Raw genomic sequence first — 13,356 nt, 5'->3', positions numbered from 1 at the left:
CGTCTGGCCTTGGTGTGTTGGGCTGGGTTCAGGCGACGTCGCGGTGTTCGGCGAGGGCCTGTTCGCGTATCCGGGTGCAGGTGCGGGTGATGAGGCGGGAGACGTGCATCTGGGAGATGCCGAGTTCGGTAGCGATCTGGTTTTGGGTCTTGTCCTGGAAGAACCGCATGTAGAGGATCTTCGACTCGCGCTCGGGCAGAGCGCGTAGCGCCGGTTTGACGGCTTCGCGGTCGACGGCCGTGTCGAAGCCGGCCTCGGCCTGGCCGAGGCTGTCGGCCAGCGACACCCCCTCTCCGGCCTCGTCACCGCGGATGGTTTCGGCGTCCAGGGAGAGGCTCTTGAACGACTGGAGGGCCTGCAGCCCGTCGCGGACCTCGTCCTCCTCGAGTCCGGCCTGGGCGGCGAGTTCGGCGATGGTGGGCTCGCCCGGCTGGGCGGCCTGCAGCTCACTGCGTGCGACGCGGACCTTGTTGCGTATCTCTTGGACGCGTCGGGGGACGTGGACGGACCACAGGGTGTCCCGGAAGTGGCGTTTGAGTTCGCCGTTGATGGTGGGGATGGCGTAGGCCTCGAAGGCGCCGCGGGCCACCTCGTAGCGGTCGACGGCTTTGACCAGGCCCATCGCTGCGACCTGGCGGAGGTCGTCGAGTTCGGCGCCGCGGTTGCGGTACTTGCCGGCCACGCGCTGTGACATCGGCAGCCACTGGGCCACGAGGTCGTCGCGCAGTGCGTCGTGCTCGGGGCCCTGGTCGAGGCTGTTGAGGCGGGTGAAGGCGGCTGTCGTGTCGGGGGCGTCGTCGTGGGTCCGGTGACGCGGAACGGTAGTGGGCATGGGTGGGGCTCCTGCACGTCGGTGGGCTGACTGGCCGCCGCCGAACCTTCATCTATGCAGGGCGGGTCCGGAGGGAACACGCCCGGAACAGAGAGATCCTGCGGGCGTGCCTCCGGTCCGAAGCACCAGGTACGCCTGCCCCTGCTCCCACCCCGCAAACGGTCACCAACCGTCCCGGCGCGGTTGAGCTGCATGATTGGCCTGTATGCGGCCCCCGGACCGGCTGAGCGATCACGGGGCTGCCTCGGTACCTCTGGGCTGTCGGTGCGTGGTGGAGGTGTCCCGGCCGCCGGGTGAAGGCGGACCGCCCTGGGAGGGGGTTGCGTGACAGCGGCCGGGGCGAGGGCCGGGTACATATGCCGGCCTGGCAGCCCAAGGGGCTGGCGGTACCTGGGGTTACGTGGTGTTGGGCCGCTCGGGCGGGCAGTGTGCCCCGGCATCGGGGTCTGGTGCTGGTGTGGGGGTGCGGCCGCCGTCGGGGTGGGCGGCGGCCGCGTGCGGCGGGGTACCTCCGTCGCGCAGGGCGTTCGTCGTCGCGGCCCGGGAGGGGACCCGGCCGTGGCAGGGGGGGCGAACGCCTTCGCGGTCTTTCCCGGACTGGGGGTCGCTATGCGCGGGCGGCGGGGTTGCGCCCGGGTTCGGACAGCCGGCCCGGCGGGCCGCGCGCGGGCATGGTTACACGGCTTCGGGGCGGGCGGTGTCCGGGCCGGACTCCGGTCCGCATTGCTGTTGCAGGCGGCGGACTTTGTCCTGCAGGCGCTGGCGCAGTTCGGGGTCCAGTGTGCGGTCGGCGGCGTGGCGGAGCTCCTTCACCTGCGCGCGGATCTGCTGCAGGCGGCGCGCCCCGAGGTCGCCTCTCGTGGTCACGTGTACTCCAGGGTGGTCGTCGACGGCGGGGGAATTCAGAGAACCAGTCGCACGCGGGCCCCGCACGTTGAGCGGTTACGGTCGGCAGCCATGCCCAGCTCGGGGCGGCTTGCTCGGCGCCCGCGAGGCCTGTGGAGTGGCGCAGCCTGCACCGATGTGAGGCTCTGTCCCGGACGGCCGGCAGGGGGGCGGGCCTGCCGGCTCGCCCCCCGTGCGCGCTGGGGGGGGTCTGTCTACCAGCGGTACCAGCGGGCGTTGCCGCCGCGGGGGCGGGCGATGAAGCCGATGAGCCACAGTACGAGGACCACGATGGCGATCCACCACAGGATTTTGAGCGCGAAGCCGGCGCCGAACAGGACCAGGACGAGCAGCAGGACGAGAAGCAGGGGAACCATCGTCATCAACCTCCAGTACGCCGGGTGCCCCGCGCCGCCGCCTGCGAGCGCACGCCTTTCGCGCTCTGTCGGCCTGTCCGGGTTCGGGGCGGCCTGAGGGCGGCCGTTGTTACTCGGTTGCGGCCTCGTAGGTGTCCGGTGGGGTGGTGGGGGCGTTGAGTTTGTCGGGTGGGGTGTCGGGTTTGGTTCGGAAGGGGGCGAGGGCTGCGGCCAGATGTTTCTGGAGGGGCTGGGGCAGGGGTTCGCCGTTGATGGAGCCGAGGACGTGCTCGGCGACTTGGTGGAGTTTGCTGTTGGAGTGCTGGGAGACGGTGACCAGTACGTTCCAGGCGTCGTGGCGGTTGAGGCTGAAGGAGGCCATCAGCGCGCCGCGGGCGAGGTCGATGACGGGGCGGGTCTCCATGGCCCGGCGCAGCTGCTCGACTTCGCGGTGCAGAGCATCGGGGTTCTCGTTCACGCCGAGCGCCTCAGAGCTCGGGTCGGGAGGCTGCCGGAGCAGTCGCGGGTGGTGGTGAACAGCGGGCGCGTGTGGGTCATCGCGAGCAGCCTTTCCACCGCTGGGCACGGGCCCTGGATGCTGATCGTTTTGCCCTGCACCAGAGCGCGGTGGCGCAGCCGCAGCAGCGCGCTGAGGCCGGAGCAGTCACAGAAACCGACGCCCCGCAGGTCGACGGTCAGCTCCTTCACCGACCGGTCGAGCGCTCCGCGCAGGGCGCAGTAAAGGGCCTGTGCGTTGTCGAGGTCCAGTTCCCCCGCGACCAGGACCAGGTCGGATCCGGCGACACTGTGCACCGCCAGCCCGGCCGACGTGCTCGCCCGGGCACTGGTGGTCTGAGGGGGTATCTCTGGATCTTTCACGGCAGGCTCCCCACGAGGACTCCACGCGGCTGCGGTCCTTCCCAATGTCCCCCTCCACCCCCTCACCCGTCAAGACTTACAGGAAATCCACTTCACCCTTTTGATTGCGTGAATCGCCATGCCTATGGTGGAGGGATGGGCGGAGTACCTGAGGCGCACAGCGGCTGGACCTTCCTCACCAACCATGCCCGCGTGCTGGCGGCCATCGCCGAGAACAGCACCGTGCGCATACGCGACATCGCCGCGCACTGCAGACTGACCGAGCGATCGGTGCAGAACATCATTTCCGACCTGGAGCAGGGCGGTTATCTCACCCACACCCGCGAGGGCCGCTCCAACGTCTACCGTGTCGCGCCGCATACGCCGCTGCGTCACCCGGCGGACAAGGGCACCGTCGCCGATCTGCTCTCCGTGCTCGCCCAGCACGACAGCATGCGGCCACAGGGCGAGTAGGCCCCTGAACACCCCCTTGCATGCGGGTGCCGTGAGCCTCGGTCCGGGCCAGCGGCAGCCCGGCCCGGGGGTATGCGGACCGTGACGCTACGACTGCCGGGCGGAGGTCAGCCCGGGCACGGCCCATTGCCGACAGCGCGAGCAGCGCCCCCGGGTGTGCAGGACGAACGCAGAGCTGGAGACCCCTACGGGGCCGGGCAGCTGCGCCGCGCGCTGAGGTTCCGCATCGAGACGGTCCTTGCCTGACGCCTGGGAGTGATGTGCAGGCCGCCGATGTCGCCCGATCCGGCACCTTCTGGTGGGGCCAGCCGCTGCGACGGCAGATGCCGGCTCGTAGGCTGCGGCCATAACCGAGACCCAGGCGCCCCGCGACGCTTTAGACCTGCTCATGGCCGGTAATCAGCGCTTCGTCGCCGGCACCCCAGAGCACCCGAACCAGGACGCCGCCCGCCGCACCGAGACCGCACCGTCCCAGCAGCCCTTCGCCGTCTTGTTCGGCTGCTCCGACTCCCGGCTGGCCGCCGAGATCATCTTCGACCGCGGCCTGGGCGACCTGTTCGTGGTCCGTACCGCCGGGCACGTCCAAGGGCCGGAGGTGCTGGGCAGCATCGAGTACGGGGTGAGCGTGCTCGGCGCCCCGCTGGTCGTGGTGCTGGGCCACGACGCGTGTGGCGCGGTCGCGGCTACCCGGGCCGCCGTCGAGGACGGTGCCACGGCGGGCGGCTACGTACGGGACGTGATCGAGCGGATCACTCCCAGCGTGCTGGCCGCCCGAGCCGCAGGGCACACAGAGGACGAGTACTTCATCGCCGAACACATACGGCACACCGTCGACCTGCTGCTGGATCGCTCCCGCGTCCTCGCCCAGGCGGCCGAGGCCGGGCGGGCTGCGGTGGTGGGACTGTCGTACCGGCTGGCCGACGGCACGGCCCGCCTGGTCACCGCCCGCGGCCTGGAAGTCCCGGCTGGCCTTGCCTCATAAAGCGCCCGGCCGGGCCGGGCCCTTCACTCTCCGTCATCCTGCCGAAGTCCACCGGCCCGTCCGGGCCCTGCTGGACCTCTTCACTGGCCATGACAACCGGCAAAGGCACCCCGAAAGCCCAGGCCGGTGTCGTCGGAGAGCCAGTCACCGCTGGAGGTTCCCAGGGTGTCCGCCCGCTGGGTGCGGCCGGCGGCGACGCGCTGACCAAACCGGCCGCCCAGGGCGGCCTGGGCTGGGGCACGACCGGCGCCACCACGGCACTCACCGCCCTGCTCCTCGTCCTGATCGCCTACCAGTCCTGGCACCTGCGCCGCCACCCTCTGGCCCCGCTGTCGCTCCCCAGGGACCAGCGCACCGGACAGCCCCAACGCCCCAACGGAGCCCTGGTCCCAGCAGCTGCCCCCGCCTCCACACCGGACTGACAAGGGCGCTCGCTTCCCCATCTTCTCCCCGGCCACCGCCGAAGCGGCTGGCTCCGTCTTGTCTGTCATGACTCGTCCGTTCCGCCTGGCCCGCAGGCCCGAGGCCGAGCCTCAGGCCAGGCTGTCACATCACAGACTTACACGATCTTTCGGACACTTCCGTGGTCTGCCCGCATTGCTGCTGCAGGCCTGCTGTCTGGGCGCACGCGATGCTGTGGGCCGTGTCGTGCCAGGGTGCGGGGGCTGATGCAACCTGGCCTGGCCGATGGCTGGATGAGCGGAGGGCTCACGCTGGTGCGAAGGCGAAGAGTCCCGCCGCGGTGGTCACGTAGCCGTAACCGGTAGCCGCATCGACGGAGGGGAGGTTGTCCTCGGGCAGGTTCTTCGCCAGTACCTTCTTGGTCCGGGTGTCCACCGCGATGCCGGTCTTCGAGCCGCTGTCCTCCGTCTCCCCGTACAGCACCGACCCGTCAGCCGTGAAGCGGACCGGGTCGAGGGGGTGTTCGCCGTCGTGCTGCTCCCACAGCTGCTTGCCGTCGGCGGTCTGCCACACGGCGGTGCCGGGGAAATCCTCGAACTTGACCGTATCCCGGGCGGCGAAGTCTCCGGAGGGCGAGAACAGCACCTCCTGCGCGCTCTTGTACGAGGTGAGGAGCGCCCCGGTCTTCAGGTCGTACCAGGCGTCGATCCAGCTACCGGAGGAGAGGGAGGCACCGGCCTTCCGGCCGACGAGGACCTTGCCGTCGGCGATCCGCAGGATGCGGACCTCCTCGCTCTTCGGGTGGCCCTTGTCGTCCAGCTCCACGCCCGGGGGGACCTTCGCCTGGTCGGTGCTCCACACCTGCTTGCCGGTGGCGAGTTCGCTCAGTGTGATCTGCTCGGGGGCGGTCTGGTAGTTGCTGGCGTTCAGGAAGCCGGCGTAGTAGTCGCCGCTGATGAGCGGGGCGTGGCCCACCGAGGCGTCCGCCGCGCCGGTCCTGGCGTCGTAGGTACACCGGGCGGCGGTGCCGGTGCAGGTGACCGTGCGCGCCGGGCCACCGTCGACGGGTGTGAGGCGGAGGGTGCCGTCGGTCTCCTCGACGCGGTAGCCGTCCAGCAGGGTGCCCGTCTTGTACGAGGGGACCTTGGCGAGTTCGTGGCCGTCGGCGCCGTACACGGTGGCCGTGGTGGTGGTCTTCGCCTCGGTGAGGCCGTCCGATGCAGTGGTGGTGGAGGCGGTCACGGCGACGGCGGGGGTGCCGTGGTGCCAGGTGACCGCCTCGAGCGTCTTGGCCTGCACCTTCAGCGACGTGCGGACGGCGCCGGTCTTCACGTCGCGGAACTCCAGCGTGAGGGGATCAGCCTCCTGCGAGTCGTAGAGCATGCCTTCGCTCAGCGTGTTGACGTAGCCGCCCTGCGCGTTCTTGGCCAGCAGCAGGGTGGAGCCGAGGTCGAGGACGCCGGGTGCCGAAGTGCCTCCGGCGTGCAGGCTCCAGGCGGGTTGCGCGGTGAAGCCGGGGAGCGCGGGCCCCTGGTAGGCGGGCCCCTGCCCGGTGCCCTTGGCGGCAGGGGCGGGCGCCGCTTTACCGCCGGCCGTCCCACCGCCGCCGCACCCGGTCAGCAGCGCCAGGGCCAGCGACATCCCGACGACCGTGCCGCGTGCCCGCGGACGAATCCCGTTGCTGTGGTTCACAGATCACACTTCCCCGTGTTCATGACATGGCGGGGTGATCCTAACGGAATGATGATCTTCCTTTGGCGGCAGAAGGGCGTCATCGCGAGCGTGAATGCCGTGCGGTCCGACATGAGCAGCGGACGCCGATGTCCACCCCGGTCCTCTGGTACCTGCTCGCCGCCGCGGCCTCTTCGTGCGTCCATCCGGGGCGTGCGGCTGTGTCTGTGCGAACCGCTGAGCGATGTCCTTGACGCTCGCGGTATCCCGCTCGCGTAGCTTCCGCAAAGCAGTGGCGGCCGCGAGCAGGCCATCCACCCCTACAACCGGGGCATTCCCAGCCCTGTACTCGTCTATGTGCGCAGTGTGGCTTGCTCCTTGAAACGGGCCATCAGCAGGCTCAAGAACTCCCGGGCCGTTGCGGCGCGGTAGGACAAGCGCGGTTTCGTCTTCCTGGGCTCGGTGATCGCAGCGTCGCTGGTTGTCTGGCTGCGGTCATGACCGCTTCGACCGCCTGAAGCTCCTGGTCGGCGTGGGGTTGGAGCCACGCGTGGTACCAGGAGCGAATCGCTTGACCCTCACGTGGCGTTATGCCGCATTGTCGGTGGCGTGGAGGAACACCTGACCGTGGGACGCGTGGCCGAACTGGCCGGCGTGAGCGTCCGCACGCTGCATCACTACGACGAGATCGGTCTCGTACGACCGTCCGCGCGGACCACAGCCGGGTACCGGGCCTACTCGGCGGGCGACGTGGAGCGGCTGCGGGAGGTGCTCGGCTACCGGCGGCTGGGCTTCGGGTTGCGCGAGATCGCGGATCTGGTGGACGACCCGGCCACCGACACGGTCGCGCACCTGCGCCGGCTACGCGGTCTGCTGCAGGAACAGCGCGACCGGGCTGCTGCCATGGTGACGGCCATCGACAAGGAACTGGGGGCACGAGCAATGGGAATCAGGACGACACCGGAGGATCAACTCAAAGTTTTCGGAGCTCAGTTGTATGAAGTCATCGGGTCCGCGTACCCGTCGACGCGGCGCACCGAGCCGCGGATCGCCGCGAGGATCTGGGATGCGCTCGGGGACGCCCGGACGGTACTGAACGTGGGGGCCGGCACCGGCTCCTACGAACCCCCGGACCGCGAGGTCACGGCGGTGGAACCGTCAGCGGTGATGCGGGCGCAGCGTCCCGTCGGTGCGGCGTCGTGCGTGGCCGCCAGTGCGGAGCGCCTGCCGTTCGCTGACCAGTCCTTCGACGCCGCGATGGCGGTCAGCACCGTTCATCACTGGCCGGACCCGGTTGCCGGACTGCGCGAGATGCGGCGGGTGGCCCGCCGAGTGGTGGTGTTTACGTATGACGCCAGTACCACGGGCTGGCTTCAGCGGTTCTGGCTCACCCGCGACTATCTGCCTGAGTTCGCTGACCTTCTCGTCGGCTGGCCTTCACTGGCCGACATGACCCGCGCGATCGGGGGCCGCGCAGAGCCGGTGCTCATCCCGTGGGACTGTGCTGACGGCTTCTTCGAGGCCCACTGGCGCCGGCCCGAGGCCTACCTGGACGAACAGGTCCGCCGCGCAGTATCGGTATGGACCAGAGTCGGGCCTCAGGCCGAGCAGCGGGCGGTGGACAGCCTCCGCGACGACCTTTCCTCAGGCCGCTGGGCCGAACGCAACCGGGACCTCGTCGCCCTCGACGCGGCAGAACTGGGCCTGCGCCTGCTCGTGGCCTGAACCCTCGGAGCGCGCCACCTCTGCCTCGGCACGACCACCGCAGCCGCGCTGTTCATCTGACTCCGCGCATGATCGACCGGACAGCTCCTAGTGGTGAGTTCGGGGCGCCAGCGTCAGAGTCTTGACGAATGACACCTGCGGGGAGGTGGACTATGTAAACCCCCTGCATGTTCTCGCAGTTGGCGGGCCATGGATGATCTCAATCTTCGGTGCCCCGGTGGCGCGCGACTACCCCGAGGGGCCCCAGGTCTGCCGCTGCTGCCCCTCGCCGAAGCCCGGGGCACGGTGCGCCTGCTCCAGTACCTGGCCGACCGCGATGATGGCGACGAGGCAGACCGTGTCCGCAACCGCCTCAAGCGCGGATTGCGTGGCGGGCGACCGCCGACGTTCGACAAGGACGACTACAAGCAGCGGCACGCGGTCGAGTGCGGGATCAATCGCCTCAAGCGACACCGGGCCGTCGCCACGCGGGACGACAAACTCGCCGTCCGCTACCAAGCAACCGTGCTGGTCACAGCCATCAACGAATGGCTGTGACCAGCACTTTCACGCCCTAGACCCGTCTCCCGTAAGGGGCCGAGCCAGTTGACGATCTCTTGAGCAGGCGTCAGACCGCGGCCGTTTCGGGGCGGACGGGGAGGTGGATGCGACGTCCGGTGCGGTCGACGGCCGCCAGGCCGGCGCCGAGCAGGGATCCGGCCAGGAGCCCCACTCCGTGGTTGTTGGTCATCGCGCAGAGCACCAGCCCGGCCGCCGGGACGAGCAGCGCCATGCGGCGCAGCGGCGCGTCCGGCCCGCGCAGTGCGTAGGCAGCGGCGAGGGCGCCGACCAGGCCGCAGATGGCCACCGAGTTCCCCCCGCCGTACGGGCTCCAGGACGCCATGCTCACCACCTGGGCGGCGACCCCGGAGACGAGGTAGATCGCGAGGGTCCAGGCCGGGCCGAGGACACGCTGCGCGATGGGCGCGACCGCGATGAGCGCCGCCAGGTTGAACAGCAGCTGCACCCAGCCGCTGGACTCCACCAGCAGCGCCGTGACCGCCCGCCACCAGGCCCCGCCGGGCTGCCGCTGAAGGTGACCGATCAGACCCGGCCAGGCCGTCTGGGCCAGGTTGAACGCCGCCATGACCACGACCATGGCGCCCGCGGCCACGGGCACCGCCGGACGCCAGGCGCGCAGCAGGGCCCGCGCCCCGGTCTGCGGCTCCTGTCCTGCGGCCGGGGCGGGGAGCGAGGCGCTGAGCACCTTGATGCCGGGTCCGACCACGGCAGCGGCGCAGGCGTACAGCGGCAGGTCGTGCACGTTCATGGGTGCTCTTCTCCCTGGGGAATCGGTCTGCGGCACCTTCGGCCACGGCTCAAACCGTAAGCCATGATTTTGTACAGCGTCAATATTTTGACACTGATGAATATTTGACGTTGTATAGTGGCTTCATGACGCAGCCAGCAGCAGGTCTTCGCCAGCGCCGGAAACAGCGCACCGCCCAGTCCCTGTGGGAGACCGCCATCGGCCTGTTTCTCAGGCACGGCTTCGAGAACGTCACCGTCGCCCAGATCGCCGAGGCGGTCGAGGTGTCACGGATGACGGTCTACAACTACTTCCCGACCAAGGAAGACCTCGCGCTGCGCCCCATCGAGGACCACATCGGCGACGCCGCACGCACCGTCCGCGAACGCCCGCCCGGCCAGAGCCCGGTCGCGGCACTGCGCCACGCCTTCTTGACCGGACTGGATGCCCGCGACGCGGCCACCGGCCTGTGCGACGCCCCCCACGTGCTGGCCGTCCGCCGACTGCTGGACGAAACTCCCACGCTGGCCGACCGCGCCCTGCGCCTGACCGCCCGCGACCGCGCCCTCCTGGCCGCCGAACTGGCCGAGCCCGGCCGGCACGGCAACCCGGACGTCCTCGCCCGCGTCAAGGCAGCCCAACTCATCGGTCTTCGCGAAGAACTGGCAGCGGAAAACGTACGCCGCCTCCTGGCCGGCGAAAGCGCCGAAACCGTCCACCCCGACGCCCGCGCCGCGGCCCAGGCAGCCTTCGACCTGACGGCACACGGCTTCCTCGGAAGCGGACGATGAACGTCGAGCAAGCTCGAACGGACAGCCGGGCCCGCTGGCGGTTCGTCAGATCCCCACGTCCCACAGGGAGTGCCCATCAACGATCAAAATCAACTTTCGCAACAGGCCTTAAACTTGACTCCGTCGGGGATCTTGGAGTTGCCGAGGTCAGGTGCCCAGGGTTCGCCAGGATTTTGGCCGGGAGATCTCGCGCTGGTCGAGGTAGTCCTGGAATGCGGTAGGCCGACGGGACTTGGGGGCCTCCTCGGTTGGTGGCAGTCCACTGAGGCGCTCGATGTTGACGGCGATGGCCGTCAGGACGTGCTGGAGGTGGGCCTTTGACTGACTTCGGTAGCGGCACCGGCGCATGCCGTGTCCGTGGGCGAACTCGTTGACGGTGCCCTCAACTCCGGAGCGGACCGCATAGCGGGCCTTCCACTCGGGCGTCTGCTGTTCAGTACGGACGCGAAGTTGCAGCTCGCGGAGCTCTCGCGGGGGAAATCCCACGGTGCGGACGTTGTCGGCCGTGCTGGTGCACTGAGTGCGAACCGGGCAGGGGCGGCACTGGCCCTTGGTGAACCGTGCCACGATCAGTGGGGCCGCGGTGGGCGAGGAGGTCGGGTAGGGGCCGTGCCAGCCCACGCTGACCTGGCCTTGGGGACAGGTGACCTGCTGGTTGTCGTAGTCGATGTGGAAGTCGTCCCGGGCGAAGCCCTCGTTTTGGCGGTGCGGTCGGGTGGGGTTGCTCTTCAGCGGCCCGGAGACGGTGACCTGGTGTTCGCGGGCGGCTTGTTCCAGGTGGGGCAGGGAGGTGTAGCCGGCGTCGACCAGGTGCTCGGCGGGCAGCAGCCCGCGGCGGGCCAGACGGGTGTGGATGCCGGGCAGGACCTGACTGTCGTGGGTGGTGGCCGCGGTGGTGACCACGTTGGGGCCGTCGGGAGCACAGGTCTCGGTCAGATGTGCGGAGAACCCCTTCCAGCTGATGATGTGTCCGTGCCGTGCGTAGCGGGCCGATGTGTCGTAGGGAGAGACGATGGCCCGGGACGAGGGCGGCAGCCTGGGCCCGCCTTCCTTCTCGGCCGCGCGCCAGCGCAGGCGGCCCGCGGTGTCACGGTCGTAGTTCTGCACCATGATCTGGCGCAGAGCCTGGATACGGGGACCGGACGTGCGGCCCGCTCCGTGCCGGTAGAGGTGTGTGATCCTTGCAAGGTCTGGTTTCTTCTCCCGGAACGCGTCCAGATACAACGACCACACGCACTCTCGCTCTTCACCTGTGAGTGCGAACAGCTTCAGCAGGTTCTCGGCGTCCGACGGCTCCGGGATCCTCCCGTTGAACCAGCCGGACACCATGAGCTGGCTCCGATACAGCCGCTTGGCGATGTCCTTCTGCCGCAGTCCGCTCTTGTCCCGCAGGCGGCAGATCTCCACTCTCCAGGCGGCCACGGGATCGCCGTGGTCTTCGGGAGGTTCGTTCGGCGGACGCCCCGGCCGCCTCGGCGGGACTTCCGGGGGGGCAGCCGTCACCCTTCTTTCTCTCTCTGTCCGGGGTTTTTCACGATGCACAGAAGATCGAAATTACGGCTTCCGCGACAATTCGCGGTCCGCGAAGCTCCTGACTGCGCCTCGCACCGGCGAGGCTTCCGCACCATGCGAGATGTCAGGAGACCAGGATGCCTGCCCCCCAGCCTTCACCGTCGAAGAACCGCGCGATCGACCTCATCGCCTTCCTGGCTGTCCTCGCCACTGGCGTCGCCTTGGTATGTATCGGTGGGGTGCACCCCGACGCGCTGGCGGGCGTGGCGGTAGGGCTCGCATACGTGTACGCAGTCTGGGCAGACCGGTCGCGTCAGCGCGAGAGCAGCGATGAGCACCTGGTGCGTGACGAAGACCGCCTCGCCCCATGACCACCGGGCGGGCGGTCCGAGTGTCGCCAAACGAAGGCGAGCTCAAGTGGTCCGCGCATCGCCGCCGTTCAGAAGGTCAGCTCGGCCGGAGCGCGGTAGCCGTGGGTCTTTCGTGGACGGTGGTTGAGCTCGTGAGCAATCGGGAGCTGACAGATCGCGAGCCCAATCTCAAAGCGATGGGACTGCGTGGCGCCGCGGCTCGAACGCTGCAGGGTGGTCGCCCCTTACGGTGGTGGCCGCCCTGGGGCGTTTCTGCTATTCCTCGCTGAGGAGGGCGGCGAACCGTGCCAGGGGGTTCCCGGTGAACGGGCGTAGCGCGGGGGTGAGGAGGCGTGCGCCGGGGAAGCGCAGGCCGCCGAGGAAGGCGAAGCGGGTGGTGCGGTCGGTCTCGGGGCGGGCTGCCATTCCGCCGAGGACGAGGCGGCTCTGCATCAGGCACCAGCCGGGGGCGAGGTCGATGGCGAAGGTCGCACGGAGCCGGGTGTGGCCGTGGATCCGGGCCTGGAGGGGAGCGCCGGTCGACTCGGGGGTGAGGAGGCTGACCGTGCGGACATCGGGGATCCAGAGTGGCATCGTGCGTTCCAGGTCCTGGGCGAGCGACCAGACCCGCTCGAACGGTGCGTCGAGAACGGCCTCGCTGATCCGCGCCGCTCCGGGCGTGGTCGCGGCGATCACGTGCAGGCGGCGGAGGGGGTCGAAGTCGGCGACGGGCCACTGCGGCATCGGGGTCTCGGTCACTGCTGCCATGCCTTTCGGAAGCTGAGTCGGGCGCGGGAGAGCCGGGACTTGACCGTCCCGGGTGCGACCGCGAGCAGTGTCGCGGTCTGCCGTTCGTCCAGTCCTTCCAGGTCGCGCAGGAGCAGCACGGCGCGGTGCTCCGGGGAGAGCCGGGACAGCACGTCGCGGATGTCCGCGGCGAGTTGGGGGTCGCCGGGCGCGGGAAGTTCGCCGAGCTCGGCCGGCTGCGAGCGCGCGGTGCGGGTGGCGTGTCGCACCGCCTCCCGCACGGCGATGGCCCGGACCCAGCCGAACAGCGCGTCAGTATCCCGGAGTTGGCGGAGCTTGCGGAAGACCATGATGAGTGCCTCCTGGGTCGCGTCCGCGCCGTCGTCCAGTGCGATCGGACCGCAGAGCCGGCGGACGTACGGGGTGATCAGGTCGAGCAGCCGGCCGACCGCGAGTTGGTCGCCGCCCTGGGCGGCCCGGACC

General features: G+C 69.7%; 17 protein-coding genes. 7 read left to right on the top strand and 10 right to left on the bottom strand.

Translation table 11 applies throughout. The annotated features are described in order from the left end of the window. Positions 1–28: 28 nt before the first annotated feature. The 5 genes from IE206_RS38720 to IE206_RS38700 all read right to left on the bottom strand — a co-directional run bounded on the left by IE206_RS38720 (position 29) and on the right by IE206_RS38700 (position 2,952). Complete coding sequence (locus IE206_RS38720; protein WP_189970858.1) at positions 29–832, bottom strand: SigB/SigF/SigG family RNA polymerase sigma factor; 804 nt, start codon at positions 830–832, stop codon at positions 29–31. 675 nt (positions 833–1,507) lie between these two features. Next, positions 1,508–1,699, bottom strand: a complete 192-nt coding sequence (locus IE206_RS38715) for a DUF6381 family protein (protein ID WP_189970856.1) — start codon at positions 1,697–1,699, stop codon at positions 1,508–1,510. Positions 1,700–1,932: 233 nt separating this feature from the next. Beyond that, on the bottom strand, positions 1,933–2,094 hold the full coding sequence (locus tag IE206_RS38710) for a DUF5670 family protein (RefSeq protein WP_189970916.1): 162 nt from the start codon (positions 2,092–2,094) through the stop codon (positions 1,933–1,935). Between the two features lie 109 nt (positions 2,095–2,203). Next, positions 2,204–2,551, bottom strand: a complete 348-nt coding sequence (locus tag IE206_RS38705; RefSeq protein ID WP_189970854.1) for an ANTAR domain-containing protein — start codon at positions 2,549–2,551, stop codon at positions 2,204–2,206. After that, complete coding sequence (locus IE206_RS38700; RefSeq protein ID WP_189970852.1) at positions 2,548–2,952, bottom strand: STAS domain-containing protein; 405 nt, start codon at positions 2,950–2,952, stop codon at positions 2,548–2,550. Before IE206_RS38700 ends, IE206_RS38705 begins: the two co-directional genes overlap by 4 nt. A 135-nt stretch (positions 2,953–3,087) precedes the next feature. On the opposite strand from IE206_RS38700, the gene IE206_RS38695 reads away from it, so the two are divergent. The 3 genes from IE206_RS38695 to IE206_RS38685 all read left to right on the top strand — a co-directional run bounded on the left by IE206_RS38695 (position 3,088) and on the right by IE206_RS38685 (position 4,809). Continuing rightward, positions 3,088–3,405: a helix-turn-helix transcriptional regulator gene (locus tag IE206_RS38695; protein ID WP_189970850.1), complete on the top strand. Its 318-nt coding sequence runs from the start codon at positions 3,088–3,090 to the stop codon at positions 3,403–3,405. A 388-nt stretch (positions 3,406–3,793) separates the two neighbouring features. After that, the gene (locus IE206_RS38690; RefSeq protein WP_189970848.1) at positions 3,794–4,387 is read left to right on the top strand and encodes a carbonic anhydrase; all 594 of its coding nucleotides are present in this window, start codon (positions 3,794–3,796) and stop codon (positions 4,385–4,387) included. A gap of 89 nt (positions 4,388–4,476) precedes the next feature. Next, positions 4,477–4,809, top strand: a complete 333-nt coding sequence (locus IE206_RS38685) for a hypothetical protein (RefSeq protein WP_189970845.1) — start codon at positions 4,477–4,479, stop codon at positions 4,807–4,809. 286 nt (positions 4,810–5,095) lie between these two features. Here the strand turns inward: IE206_RS38685 and IE206_RS38680 are convergent, their stop codons facing one another. Further along, on the bottom strand, positions 5,096–6,430 hold the full coding sequence (locus IE206_RS38680) for a hypothetical protein (RefSeq protein ID WP_189970843.1): 1,335 nt from the start codon (positions 6,428–6,430) through the stop codon (positions 5,096–5,098). Between the two features lie 666 nt (positions 6,431–7,096). Between IE206_RS38680 and IE206_RS38675 the strand changes: the two genes are divergently transcribed. Then, positions 7,097–8,185: a MerR family transcriptional regulator gene (locus IE206_RS38675; RefSeq protein ID WP_226598590.1), complete on the top strand. Its 1,089-nt coding sequence runs from the start codon at positions 7,097–7,099 to the stop codon at positions 8,183–8,185. Positions 8,186–8,374: 189 nt separating this feature from the next. Then, the gene (locus tag IE206_RS43745; RefSeq protein ID WP_373301053.1) at positions 8,375–8,722 is read left to right on the top strand and encodes a hypothetical protein; all 348 of its coding nucleotides are present in this window, start codon (positions 8,375–8,377) and stop codon (positions 8,720–8,722) included. 70 nt (positions 8,723–8,792) lie between these two features. Here the strand turns inward: IE206_RS43745 and IE206_RS38665 are convergent, their stop codons facing one another. Then, positions 8,793–9,494, bottom strand: a complete 702-nt coding sequence (locus IE206_RS38665; protein WP_189970839.1) for a rhomboid family intramembrane serine protease — start codon at positions 9,492–9,494, stop codon at positions 8,793–8,795. A gap of 125 nt (positions 9,495–9,619) precedes the next feature. Between IE206_RS38665 and IE206_RS38660 the strand changes: the two genes are divergently transcribed. Further along, positions 9,620–10,264: a TetR/AcrR family transcriptional regulator gene (locus tag IE206_RS38660; RefSeq protein WP_189970837.1), complete on the top strand. Its 645-nt coding sequence runs from the start codon at positions 9,620–9,622 to the stop codon at positions 10,262–10,264. A gap of 147 nt (positions 10,265–10,411) precedes the next feature. On the opposite strand, the gene IE206_RS38655 is transcribed toward IE206_RS38660, so the two are convergent. Continuing rightward, positions 10,412–11,686, bottom strand: a complete 1,275-nt coding sequence (locus IE206_RS38655) for a transposase (protein ID WP_226598588.1) — start codon at positions 11,684–11,686, stop codon at positions 10,412–10,414. A gap of 227 nt (positions 11,687–11,913) precedes the next feature. Here IE206_RS38655 and IE206_RS38650 point away from each other — a divergent pair, with 227 nt between their 5' ends. Next, positions 11,914–12,147 carry a hypothetical protein gene (locus IE206_RS38650; RefSeq protein ID WP_189970835.1) on the top strand — a complete coding sequence of 78 codons (234 nt, stop codon included), beginning with the start codon at positions 11,914–11,916 and terminating at the stop codon, positions 12,145–12,147. A gap of 255 nt (positions 12,148–12,402) precedes the next feature. Here IE206_RS38650 and IE206_RS38645 read toward each other — a convergent pair whose 3' ends face one another. Both IE206_RS38645 and IE206_RS38640 read right to left on the bottom strand, forming a co-directional pair. Next, positions 12,403–12,894 carry an SRPBCC family protein gene (locus IE206_RS38645; RefSeq protein WP_189970833.1) on the bottom strand — a complete coding sequence of 164 codons (492 nt, stop codon included), beginning with the start codon at positions 12,892–12,894 and terminating at the stop codon, positions 12,403–12,405. Then, positions 12,882–13,356: RNA polymerase sigma factor (locus IE206_RS38640; RefSeq protein ID WP_189970831.1), on the bottom strand; the 475-nt coding region annotated here is incomplete at its 5' end. The genes IE206_RS38640 and IE206_RS38645, both read right to left, overlap by 13 nt.

The sequence above is a fragment of the Streptomyces violascens genome (genome assembly GCF_014649955.1).
Classification (GTDB): Bacteria; Actinomycetota; Actinomycetes; order Streptomycetales; family Streptomycetaceae; genus Streptomyces; species Streptomyces violascens.
Note: the sequence above shows the minus strand (reverse complement) of the source record. Positions and strands in the feature narration are given on the sequence as shown.

Bases quoted from the DNA above. Each gene is read 5' to 3' on its own strand.
- IE206_RS38645 (WP_189970833.1), bottom strand. From the start codon at position 12,894: ATGGCAGCAGTGACCGAGACCCCGATGCCGCAGTGGCCCGTCGCCGAC.
- IE206_RS38690 (WP_189970848.1), top strand. From the start codon at position 3,794: ATGGCCGGTAATCAGCGCTTCGTCGCCGGCACCCCAGAGCACCCGAAC.
- IE206_RS38660 (WP_189970837.1), top strand. From the start codon at position 9,620: ATGACGCAGCCAGCAGCAGGTCTTCGCCAGCGCCGGAAACAGCGCACC.
- IE206_RS38720 (WP_189970858.1), bottom strand. From the start codon at position 832: ATGCCCACTACCGTTCCGCGTCACCGGACCCACGACGACGCCCCCGAC.
- IE206_RS38710 (WP_189970916.1), bottom strand. From the start codon at position 2,094: ATGGTTCCCCTGCTTCTCGTCCTGCTGCTCGTCCTGGTCCTGTTCGGC.
- IE206_RS43745 (WP_373301053.1), top strand. From the start codon at position 8,375: ATGGATGATCTCAATCTTCGGTGCCCCGGTGGCGCGCGACTACCCCGA.
- IE206_RS38685 (WP_189970845.1), top strand. From the start codon at position 4,477: ATGACAACCGGCAAAGGCACCCCGAAAGCCCAGGCCGGTGTCGTCGGA.
- IE206_RS38695 (WP_189970850.1), top strand. From the start codon at position 3,088: ATGGGCGGAGTACCTGAGGCGCACAGCGGCTGGACCTTCCTCACCAAC.
- IE206_RS38665 (WP_189970839.1), bottom strand. From the start codon at position 9,494: ATGAACGTGCACGACCTGCCGCTGTACGCCTGCGCCGCTGCCGTGGTC.
- IE206_RS38680 (WP_189970843.1), bottom strand. From the start codon at position 6,430: ATGTCGCTGGCCCTGGCGCTGCTGACCGGGTGCGGCGGCGGTGGGACG.
- IE206_RS38650 (WP_189970835.1), top strand. From the start codon at position 11,914: ATGCCTGCCCCCCAGCCTTCACCGTCGAAGAACCGCGCGATCGACCTC.